Source organism: Tistrella sp., from assembly GCF_002684955.1.
GTDB lineage: Bacteria > Pseudomonadota > Alphaproteobacteria > Tistrellales > Tistrellaceae > Tistrella > Tistrella mobilis.
In genome coordinates this window covers 39,051-49,932 of the sequence record NZ_NYWI01000027.1, presented here as the reverse complement: position 1 = coordinate 49,932, position 10,882 = coordinate 39,051, and the positions used below count along the sequence as shown (strand labels likewise).

Annotated in this window: 9 protein-coding genes; 5 read left to right on the top strand and 4 right to left on the bottom strand. The window is 61.5% G+C overall.

Going from position 1 to position 10,882, the window contains the following annotated elements; translation table 11 throughout:
- The first annotated feature begins 26 nt into the window (after positions 1–26).
- Together CMO28_RS06650 and CMO28_RS06645 are read left to right on the top strand one after the other, a co-directional pair.
- Positions 27–1,739: an AMP-binding protein gene (locus CMO28_RS06650; RefSeq protein WP_296711437.1), complete on the top strand. Its 1,713-nt coding sequence runs from the start codon at positions 27–29 to the stop codon at positions 1,737–1,739.
- A gap of 42 nt (positions 1,740–1,781) precedes the next feature.
- Positions 1,782–2,483: a TetR/AcrR family transcriptional regulator gene (locus CMO28_RS06645; protein ID WP_296711435.1), complete on the top strand. Its 702-nt coding sequence runs from the start codon at positions 1,782–1,784 to the stop codon at positions 2,481–2,483.
- 80 nt (positions 2,484–2,563) lie between these two features.
- On the opposite strand, the gene CMO28_RS06640 is transcribed toward CMO28_RS06645, so the two are convergent.
- The 4 genes from CMO28_RS06640 to CMO28_RS06625 all read right to left on the bottom strand — a co-directional run bounded on the left by CMO28_RS06640 (position 2,564) and on the right by CMO28_RS06625 (position 6,097).
- The gene (locus CMO28_RS06640) at positions 2,564–2,968 is read right to left on the bottom strand and encodes a PIN domain-containing protein (protein ID WP_296711432.1); all 405 of its coding nucleotides are present in this window, start codon (positions 2,966–2,968) and stop codon (positions 2,564–2,566) included.
- Complete coding sequence (locus CMO28_RS06635; RefSeq protein WP_296711429.1) at positions 2,958–3,188, bottom strand: transcriptional regulator/antitoxin MazE; 231 nt, start codon at positions 3,186–3,188, stop codon at positions 2,958–2,960. The genes CMO28_RS06640 and CMO28_RS06635 overlap by 11 nt, the downstream gene beginning before the upstream one ends.
- Positions 3,189–3,316: 128 nt before the next feature.
- Positions 3,317–5,440, bottom strand: a complete 2,124-nt coding sequence (locus CMO28_RS06630; RefSeq protein ID WP_296711427.1) for an NACHT domain-containing protein — start codon at positions 5,438–5,440, stop codon at positions 3,317–3,319.
- A gap of 15 nt (positions 5,441–5,455) precedes the next feature.
- Positions 5,456–6,097, bottom strand: a complete 642-nt coding sequence (locus CMO28_RS06625; RefSeq protein WP_296711424.1) for a hypothetical protein — start codon at positions 6,095–6,097, stop codon at positions 5,456–5,458.
- A 436-nt stretch (positions 6,098–6,533) separates the two neighbouring features.
- Between CMO28_RS06625 and CMO28_RS06620 the strand changes: the two genes are divergently transcribed.
- The 3 genes from CMO28_RS06620 (at position 6,534) to CMO28_RS06610 (ending at position 10,860) form a co-directional block, all read left to right on the top strand.
- Positions 6,534–7,229 (top strand): response regulator receiver protein, encoded by a 696-nt coding sequence (locus CMO28_RS06620; RefSeq protein WP_296711422.1) that lies wholly within the window; start codon positions 6,534–6,536, stop codon positions 7,227–7,229.
- Between the two features lie 77 nt (positions 7,230–7,306).
- A complete protein-coding gene (locus tag CMO28_RS06615; RefSeq protein WP_296711419.1) occupies positions 7,307–7,567 on the top strand; it encodes a hypothetical protein in 261 nt (86 codons plus the stop codon).
- Positions 7,568–7,620: 53 nt separating this feature from the next.
- Positions 7,621–10,860: a PAS domain-containing protein gene (locus tag CMO28_RS06610; RefSeq protein ID WP_296711416.1), complete on the top strand. Its 3,240-nt coding sequence runs from the start codon at positions 7,621–7,623 to the stop codon at positions 10,858–10,860.
- The last annotated feature ends 22 nt before the right edge of the window (positions 10,861–10,882 follow it).

Sequence of the window (10,882 nt, the reverse complement as noted above, 5' to 3'; positions counted from 1 at the left end):
TTCCGCCTTCGAGGACCCCGCACCCCATGTCCAGCATCCTTGTCGACGACCCGAGCGGCTTTCGCCTGCGCTACACCCCGGACGAGACCCGGCTGCGCCGGGCGGCGGGGGAATGGAGCGGGCGCACCCTGGCCGATGATGCCCGCGACCGCGCCCGCCAGACGCCCGACCGGATCGCGGTGCGCACCGAAACCGGCAGCCTGACCTGTGGCCAGGCCCTGACCCGGGCGGTGAAGCTGGCGCGGCGGATGCGCCAGGCGGGGCTGAAGCCCGGCGATGTGGTCAGTTTCCAGCTGCCCAACTGGGAAGAGGCGGTGGTGCTGAACCTCGCCTGCACGCTGGGTGCCTGGGTGATCAACCCGATCGTGCCGATCTATCGCGATCGCGAGGTGGGCTTCATCCTGGGTGATGCCCGGTCGCGGCTGCTGTTTCTGCCGGCGGAGTGGCGACGCTTCGATTATGCCGCCATGGCGCAGGGGCTGAAGCCCGGCCTGGCGCATCTGCGCACCGTCATCACCGTGCGCGGCCGGGCGGCCGGCTGCGATAGCTGGGAGGATTGGGGCGGAGCCGAAGACGACGGCGCCGTGGATTTCGGCGACGATTTCACCCCGCCCGATGCCTCGGCGCTGAAGATGGTGATGTACACCTCGGGCACCACCGGCCGGCCCAAGGGCGTGCTCTATGCCCACGAGACCTCGCAGCGGGCGCTGCTGAATTCCATGGCCGCCTGGGATGTCCGGGCGGGCCAGGTGATCCTGATGCCCTCGCCCGTGACCCACGTCACCGGCTATTCCTACGGGATGGAGCTGCCCTTCTATCACGGCACCACCACGGTGTTCATGGAGCGCTGGGACGGCAGTAGGGCGCTGGATCTGATTGAAGACCATGGCGTGTCGGTGATGATCGGCGCGACCCCCTTCCTGCAGGAGCTGACCCAGGCCGCGGAAAGCGCCCGCGCCGCCGGGCGGCCGCCGGTGGCCGCCAGCCTGAAGATCTTCGCCTGCGGCGGTGCGGCGGTGCCGCCCGAAGTGGTGCGCCGCGCCCGCGCCGCCCTGCCCGGGCTTGCCGCCTTCCGGGTCTATGGGTCGAGCGAATGCCCGATGATCACCCAGGGCTATCCCGGCACCGACCCGGCCTCGGCCGAAGCCGCCGCGGTCACCGATGGCGCGGTGACGGGCTGGGAGGTGAAGGTGGTCGACGATGCCGGCCGCACCCTGCCGCCGGGGGCGGAGGGCGAGATCCTGGCCCGCGGCCCGGCGCTGTTCCGCGGCTATACCGACCCGGACGCCACGGCCGAGGCCTTCGATGCCGAGGGCTATTTCAAAACCGGCGACCTCGGCACGGTCTCGGCCGCGGGCCAGGTGGTGATCACCGGCCGCAAGAAGGATCTGATCATCCGCGGCGGCGAGAACCTGTCTGCCAAGGAGATCGAGGACGCGCTGCACGAACACCCGCTGGTGCGCGAAGCTGCGGTGGTCGCCATGCCCCATGCCCGGCTGGGCGAGGGTGTCTGCGCCTGGCTGATCCCGACCGATGCGGCCCGCAATGCGGAACATGACGGCACCGCCCTGCCGGATCGCGAGGCGATCGCCGATTTTGTTGCATCGCGGGGGCTGGCGCGGCAAAAACTTCCTGAACGGATCGAATGGGTCGAGGATTTCCCGCGCACCGCGTCGGGCAAGATCCAGAAACATCTGATCCGCAGGATGGTGGCGGACGCAGTCCAGGACAAGACCTGACCGGCCGTCCACGACCGCACAGTCAACCGAAGGACGGAATTCATGGCGGGGCGCAGACGCAACGAGCGCGCGGAACAGGTGCGCGAGGCGATCATCCAGGCGGCCGCCCGGACCATCGGCGAGAAAGGTTACGACAAGACCTCGATCGCCCGGGTGGCCGAAGAGGCCGGCATCGCCCATGGCTCGGTCTATCTGCATTTCGAAAACCGTCAGGCCCTGTTCGACAGCCTGCTGCCGACGCTGGGCCGGCGGATGCTGGACTTCATCCGCCGGCGCACCCGCCACACCCGCACGGTGCTGGAACGCGAACGCGTGGGCCTGGAGGCCAATTTCGCCTATCTCTCCACCCACCCGCATCTGCACCGCCTGACCAACGAGGCCGAATTCTTCGCCCCCGAAGCCCACCGCGAATTCTATGACCACCTGGCCGAAGGCTATGTCCGCGCCCTGCGCCGCGCCCATGCCGCGGGCGAACTGCCCGGCTATACCGACGCCGATCTGGAACCCATGGCCTATATGCTGATGGGCGCCCGCGAATTCCTGCTCTCCCGCTACTGCGTCACCGGCACGGAAGTCCGCCCGCTGCCGCAGGAGGTGGAACGCATCTACATGACCGTCGTCGCCCGCGCCCTTTCCGCTACCACCCCCTTGCCCGACGAGGCGGCACCGTCACCGGAGCATGCGGCGGATGCGCTGCGGGAGGCGGCGGAGACGGATTTTGGGAAGGGGGTGGGAGAGAATTAACCCGCCTACGGTCCTTATTCACGTTTCTATGTGGCGATGGCATTCCGGGGTCACGGTCATACGGTCACGGGCATGATCTCTCACGCCCGACTGAACGGATTACAAATATTCAAGCCTGGGGCTACTTCAAATCCGTCCTGCATGTCTTCCGACCACACGACAGTACATTGAGATATCACAGCAGTCGCAAGAATCATGGAATCATAGATGGAGAACCCATACCGTCGGCTGATCATCAGCCCTTTGGCGTGGACCTCCACTGTCAGGGGCACCACATCAAGCGTCTCACGCAGATTGGCCAGAAACATATCAACCGCCGGCCACTTCATTTTCAGCTTACGTCGCATCACGTTCGTAAGCTCATTCAGAACCTGGACGCTTATGGTGCCGCCGCCTTTCAGAAGTTCCTCGACACGACTGACTTTCGCGACATCACTGGAAAGCAGGTAAATCAGCGTGTTCGTATCGAAGAAGCTACCGGGCATTCGCCTCCTCCCGATCAAAGACGAATCCGTCAGGCAACAGCCCGCGAAATGCCCGCAACCGCTCGATTGCCTTCTCCCGGTTTGCCCGCCGCGTGAGTTCGACGGCACCAGAGGCAGTTACACGTGCTTCGAGAGTATCGCCCTCCTTGAGACCGAGCTGCGCCACCACGTCGTCAGACAGAGTGACGGCCAGACCATCGGGTTGTTTTCGGATCTGCATGTCAGCCTCCACACGTGTCAATCTCCATCTCAGGATATAAGTCGATCGACAGACTGCGCAATGAGCCGCGGTGGGTGTGCGGCGCCATGAAGTTTTGTCGTCGACCAGCTGCTATCCCCACAGTCCTATTATCTTTTTAAGTCATCCTTCCCAATGCGGAAGTGAATAAAAGCAGAAGATCGCCCTGAGGCCGGATATCGCTCTTCAATCCTAAGCAATCCCTTGTCACTCAGCCATTGACGTGCCTTGCTCCAATCTCGATGCTCAATAATGTTTCTGCCGACGGGCTCGACCGTTTCGAGATCCTCCCTGAGCCAAAAGGGACGATATCTCAAAATTCGGTCCAGAAGATCCCGGTCGAATGGGAAATCGACCTTGTCAGATTCCTCTGAATTTTCTGTACCGAATAAGAAAGACTGGATTTCAGGCTTGCTTTTAAAGGTCTTTCCTTCAAATTCAAGCCATGACGGAAGCAGAAATTTCGGCGGCAACCGGGTCAACGGGTCCATCCTTAGCGTAACGATGCTATTCTCTCCGGAAAAATTCACCGCACCCAGATCTGCCTTATATGCATTTAATATACTGATGCTAACATTCTCGAAATCAACTGGAGGTACGGTTCCAAATAAATAAATTTCATCCATCGATATGTATTTTATGGAAATTTTTTCATTCGGTGGATAGTAGCACCCACATATTAGAACTAGGGAGGATATATTTCCGGCACTCCGATCCAAAGCGTTCATCTGAGGCAATTTTCCCAAAGCATTATCCCGGAAGTTTCGCACAACACTTCCAGGCAAGCTCAGTATCGCCTTTGGGAAAGTCTCCAGAAATTCAGAGCCCAGAATATTTCTCCGCAAATATTTAGGAAACTCATCGCCGGCAATACACTTTATGGCATTTAGGCCTAAGAAGAAGACAAGGAACTGACGATGAGCGAACTTAACGGTATTTCGGTCTCTATCTGGGCTAAGGAACGGCAAATTTTGCGCTCGATGAATCAAGACCCGAGCTACCTCTGTATCAGTCCCTTCCGGAATGCAGACCCCTGCAGCCCACTCCAAGGTTTGGCCCGGAAGCGATTCCGATTGATTATCGGCCATATCACGAGCAATTTCTTCGCAGAGAGCCTGTATGTACTTAACCAGTTCATCAGAAGATATACTCCTTCGGATATCTTCACCAAATTTATCCTTTTCCCTATCGATAAGGGCATTTACAAGAAATGAGAGAATATCTGCGGACGGATCGGATTGTAGATCCTCTATAACATTCCCTTTTACCATACTGCTTAGAAAAAAAGGACGAAGAGCATAAGATCCGGATGAGAAAATCCCATTCATCTCTTCTTTATCAAAGGCTGGATATTCCAGTCCTTGTTCTAGCAGCCAATTGCGTGCATGGCGAGGCTCCACTTCATGCAATCGATACTGGCAAATATTTATATTAATATTATCTAATATAGGAAGAGCATTCTTCATTCTTCCTATGGATACGAATGTCTCTCTCCCCGCTAGAATTACTTGGCCTGCCCCCTCTACATCTTTAAGCAAGTCACGAAGTTGCCCCCACGCCAGTTCATAGCCATTAGGATCAGCAAGCTCATCAAATCCATCTATTGCGAGGGTAACAAGCCCGTGCCGGACAAGAACACGCAACTGGTCAAAGGTCGGCTTTGCACGGATTTTCTGTAAACTACCTGCGATTAAGTCATCAAGATTCTGAAGAACACGCCCTGTGCTTTCAACATGAAGCAACAAACGATTCTGTTGAGTTCGGAAATTTCTCGCTCTTTTCAGCGAAATTTGATGTATTTGAGTTGTCTTTCCTATCCCGGCCGGACCATCCAGTATGATTACATCAAGCTGCGCATTCCTATCTGTTAACAAATAGGTGTCGAACTCCTCGATACCCATCCGACTAACATTTCCTTTAAGCTCATCCATTTCCCCCATAATTGGTATGGGGTGGGCCGGTACAACATCGCGAAGGATTGCCGACTGATTAGACGCCCACAAATTTAAATGACCAAAATATTTCGATGCCAATAACGCACGGATATTCGGATATGTAATCTCTTCGCCAGCTATCGAAAGGCGCACTACGTCGCTATTCTCATGTAGAGATACTACAGTATTCTGTGCAGACATTAAAAAATGATAGTGAACATTTTCAGAATCTTTATGAACTTCATGAAAATCGGTACCGAGATCCGCAAAAACTCTGAGATCCGCTTCGCTAATTTTCATAATTGGATATCCTCCTTAGTTGAATTTATAAATGTCAGCGCAATTGAGATAATTATCTTTCCGACTGCGTAAATATGCAATTTTCCTCCGCGAACTCCTTAAAAAACCTTCAGCTGTATAAACACCTGGCATTAAATCTATATCTTCACCAACAACAGTTAACCAAGAATCGTCCTCGCCATTTACGGAACAATATATGAGATCGCTAACCAATGCTGTATCGACCATTTTCTCGCCCAATTTACCCTGCCCATAGTCGCGACAAGTTGCAGGAAAATGCGAATTAGTACTCATGACTTTTCTTCTCTCCAAAGCACCTAAGGCCGTATCCCCGTACTCAAGTCCACGAATGACGATATTCGGATGTACATAGATTCCATATAAAAAATCATCTGTCACTCTTGCCAATTCTCTTCGTTGAGGCATCGGTTCGAATCCTTTGTGCCAACCACCATAGAGACGCAAATGAACCTCAAACCGAAAATCTGAAATAAAATTGGCAAGACTATTTTTTATTGACCTCAGTACGTGCTCCAATATCCTTTGGACAGTTGGCTCTTCAGATCTTGATCTCTTCGCCGCAAAGACCTGAGAATTCCAATCGACAAACGCAACTATTTTAATAGGTCGCCGCCGTAATCGCTCCTGAGATTGCATTCTGCACAGACCTTCCCCGCTGACATCCTATTTTAACCGCCTTATACTTTTCCGTCACTTTGAAGGAGGAACACGGCACCAATGGGCGGTTCCTGGACTACCAAGCCACAATAGATCATCGATTGAACGGCATCGGCTAATCAATAGCCTTTTCGCGATCAGACCCTCCGGTTGTCTTCTGATCTGCATACCGGCCTCCCCATGGCTCGCGCTCTGGTTTCAGTGTAGCCCGCCCCCCGCCCCAGGCAAAGCCACCGGAAAAAGCCCCACCCCCACAAACTATCCGGGAACCCGCAGCGCCTTCGCCGATTGACTGGCTGAGAACAGTCAGATCCATCGGAGAGCGACCATGCCATCTGCCCCGCCCGTGACCACACCTCCCGCCCCGCCTGCCGCCGGTCTTGAGCCGGGGCGGTTAATGGCCCCCAGAGCACAGGTGAGCGCCGTACAGGTGAGCGCCGGCCGGCGCGGCCGGGAGGTCGACGGGGAGCGGCGGATCGATCGGCCGTCGCTGAAGGTTCTGGTGCTGGAGGATGATTTTTATCTGGCCGAGACGCTGTCGGACGATATCCGCAGCTGCGGCGATACGGTCGTGGGGCCGTTTGCGGATATGGACGAGGCGATCCGGCATGTCGCGGCCGCGCAGGTCGCGATTCTGGATGTGAGGATCCGGGATCTGGCCTCGTTCCCGGTGGCGGATTCGCTGGTCCTGGGGCGCGTGCCCTTCGTGTTCCTGACCGGCTATGACAACGACGTCTTCCCCGACCGCTTTGCCGGCCAGCCGGTCTATCAGAAGCCGCATCACGCCCGCACGCTGCTGGACGATCTGCACCGGCAGTATGAGGACGGGCGGGACGCGCCGGAGCCCGACCGCGACGGCGGCACAAACGACGCTTCGCACGGCCGCATGGATGATGCGCAGAGCCTGGAAGCGGTGGTATCCGGCCTGCTGCAACGGGCGCGCACCCTGCTGCCCGACCCGGGCGCGGCCGAACGGCTGGTGGAGGCGACGCTGCGCCGGGCGATCACCGAAGCCCGGAGCGGCCGGGCCGGAAGCCCGGAGCCGGCCGCCTGGCTGCACGCGGCGCTGGACGACGAATTCCGCCGGCGCGGACGGCTTTATCTGCACTGAAGCGAGGCCCCCGGAGGGATCTGGGTACGGGGTGGCGGGTATCAGGATGGCCACCGCCAGGTGGTCCAGGAGGGTTTATGGTCGATCAGAAAAATGGCGGTCCGGCACGGGGCGACGAGGACCGGGCGCGATGGCCGCGCAATGGCGGGCTCGACGGCAATGCCGGTCCCCTGCGGGGATCGCGGCCGCCCGGCCGGACCGAGGTGATTCCGCCGCGGCTGCGGCAGCTGGCTCATGAGCTGGCGGATGCGCTGGAAGAGGCAAGGCGGCGGCGCGGCACTGCCGATCAGCCGCAGGGCGCGAAGACGCCCGATGGCGATGAAAGCGAGGAGCGGTGACCCATGCGATGCATATGCCGCTGAGGCATCAGACGCCGACGAACGACGGCAACATGCGGGCGCAGATCGATGCGGGCGACTGGTCGGCAACCGCGATCGGTCCCCAGGCCGGGTGGCCGCAGGGCCTGATTTCTGCGATCGGGATCATGCTCGCCGCCCCCCAGCCGATGCTGATCTGGTGGGGGAAGGAGCTGATCCGCTTCCACAACGACGCCTGCATCCCGCTGCTGGGCCTGTACCACCCTGCCCTGTTCGGCCGCCCTGTAGACGAGGACGGGGGGGACGAGGATGGGGGGGACGAGGACGGGTCGGATGAGCGGCCCACGACCGACAGCGCCGCCTGGCCCGATCTCGGCGCCACCCTGGCGGCAGTCATGACGGGCGGAACCGCGATCCGGCGCGACCGGCTGGAGATGGTCGTCACCCGCGACGGGGTGGCGGAAGAGGTCTGCATGGCCCTGTCGTGCAGCCCGATCCCCGACGGCCGGGGCGGCACCGCCGGGGTGTTCGGCATCTGCAGCGACGAGACCGGCCGGATGCTGAGCGACCGGCGGCTGGCGGCGCTCGCCGCCCTGGGCGACGGCACCCGGGCCGCCCGGGGGGCGACCCAGACCGCCGCCGCGATCATCGGCGTGCTGAACGACCAGCCGCGCGACCTGGCCGTTGCCCTGCTCTACAGCCTGGACGGCGACACGCGCACCGCCAGGCTGACCGGCTGCGCGGGGCTTGCCGCCGGAACCGCCGTCACCCCCTGGGAGATGGATGCCCACGGCGCGGCGCAGCCCTGGCCGCTTGCCGCGCCCCTGGCGGGGCGCCGGGGCGCGGTGATCGACCTGGCCGGGCCGGAGCTTGCCGCCGGCCCCTGGCCGGCCGCCTCCGCCACGGCAGGGGTGCCGCAATCCGCCGTCATCCTGCCGCTGACCGCGGCGACCGACCACCACGGACACAAGGTCACCGGCTTTCTGGTGGTCGGGCTGAGCCCGCGGCTTTCCTATGACGACGGCTATCGCCGCTTCCTGGACCTGCTGGCCCGCCAGGTGGGGCTGACGCTGGCGATGGCGCGGCTGGCCGAGTTGCAGGGCGAGGCCCATAAATACCGCACCCTGTTCAATTCCATCGATGAAGGCTTCTGCACCATCGAAATGTTGTTCGATGCGGACGGAAAGCCGGTCGATTATGTGTTTCTGGAAACCAATGCCGCCTTCGCCCGCCAGACCGGCCTGTCGGATGCGGTGGGCCGGCGGATGCGCGATCTGGCGTCGGATCACGAACAGCACTGGTTCGACATCTATGGCCGCATCGCCCTGACCGGCACGCCCGAGCGTTTCGAGCATCGGGCCGATGCGCTGGGCTTCTGGTACAATGTCTATGCCTTCCGGATCGGCGACAACCAGGTCGCGGTGCTGTTCCACGACATTTCGGAGCGCAAGCGCCACGAGGCCGAGATCGACCAGAGCCGCCGGCGCTTTCAGGCCCTGGTGATGGCGACGGCCCGGTCGGTCTATCGGATCAGCCCGGACTGGCAGCAAATGTCGGTGATGGAGACCGGCCTGCCACCGCATGTCGCCGAACCCGGCGGAACCTCGCTGGACCATAGCTGGCCCGACCGCAACTGGTTGGACCGCTTCGTCCTGCCCGAGGACCGGCAGATGGTGCAGAGCGCCGTTCAGGCCGCCATCGACGGCCGCACGGTGTTCGAGCTGGAACACCGCATCCGCCTGCCCGATGGCAACATCGGCCATATGGTGTCGCGCGCGGCGCCGCTGCTTGCCCCCGACGGCACCGTCAGCGAATGGTTCGGGTCGGGCACCGACGTCACCGCCCCGCGCCAGGCGGCGGAGAAGCTGCGCGCGACCGAAGAGCGGCTGCTACGCTTCGGCGAGGCCTCGCGCGATGTTCTGTGGATCCGCGATGCCGACAGCCTGCAATGGGTCTATCTGTCCCCGGCCTTCGAGACGATCTACGGCCTTGGCCGCGAACAGGCGCTGACGGGGGATAATTACCGGCGCTGGCTGGATCTGGTGATGGCGGAAGACCGGCCGCGGACCGAGGCGATGATCGCCCGGGTGCGCGGCGGCGACCATGTCACCTTCGACCACCGGGTGATCCGCCCCGGCGATGGCGGCATCCGCTGGCTGCGCAACACCGATTTCCCCATCCCCGACGCCACCGGCCGGATCGCCTTCATCGGCGGGATCAGCCACGACACGACCGAGGCGCGGCGGGTTCAGGACGCGCTGCAAAGCAGCAGCGACCGGCTGGGCATCGCCGTCAAGGTGGCGCGGCTGGGGCTGTGGGACTGGGATCTTGAGACCGGGCAGATCCACTGGTCGGACGAGCATTACCTGATGGAAGGCTATGCGGTGGGCGAGGTGACGCCCAGCTACGAGGCATGGCTGCGCCGCATCCACCCCGAAGATCGCGGCGAGACCGAGGCCGCCCTTCACGAGGCAATGGCCGACGGGAGCGATTTCGTCAGCGAATTCCGCACCCTGCACCCCGATGGCTCGGTGCACTGGATCGCCGGGCGCGGGCGGTTCTTCTATGACGCCGAGGGCCGGCCGGTGCGCATGGTCGGCGCCATGATGGACGTGACCGGCCAGCGGGAATGGCAGGAGCGCCAGAAGGTGCTGCTGGCCGAGCTGCAGCACCGCACCCGCAATCTGATGGGCGTCATCCGCTCGATCGCCGACAAGACCGCGCGGGCGAGCACCGATCTGGGCGATTTCCAGCACCGGTTCCGCGACCGGCTGGACGCGCTGGCCCGGGTGCAGGGCCTGCTGTCGCGGCTGAGCGATCACGATCGCGTCGCCTTCGACGAGCTGGTCCGCGCCGAAATCGCGGTGATGGGCGGCCCCGCCAGCCAGGTGACCCTGACCGGGCCGTCGGAGGTGCGCCTCAGATCCTCCACCGTGCAGGTGCTGGCGATGGCGCTGCACGAACTGGCGACCAATGCGGTCAAATACGGCGCCCTGGCCCAGCCCGCAGGGCGGTTGCAGATCTCGTGGTGGCTGGAGCCGATGCCCGGGAATGGTGACCCCTGGCTGCATGTCGACTGGCGGGAGCGGGGCATCACCATGCCGGGCGCCGCCCCACCCGGGAGTGGCCAGGGGAGCGGTGGCCAGGGGAGCGGTGGCCAGGGGCGGGAGCTGATCGAACGCGGCCTGCCCTATCAGCTGAAGGCGAAGACCAGCTTCACGCTGGGCCCCGACGGGGTTCACTGCACCATTGCGGTGCCGGTGCCGGTGCCGGTGCCAGTATCGCCGCCGGTGTCGGCGGGGCCGGCCATCTGATAAAACAGGCCGATCCGGCTGG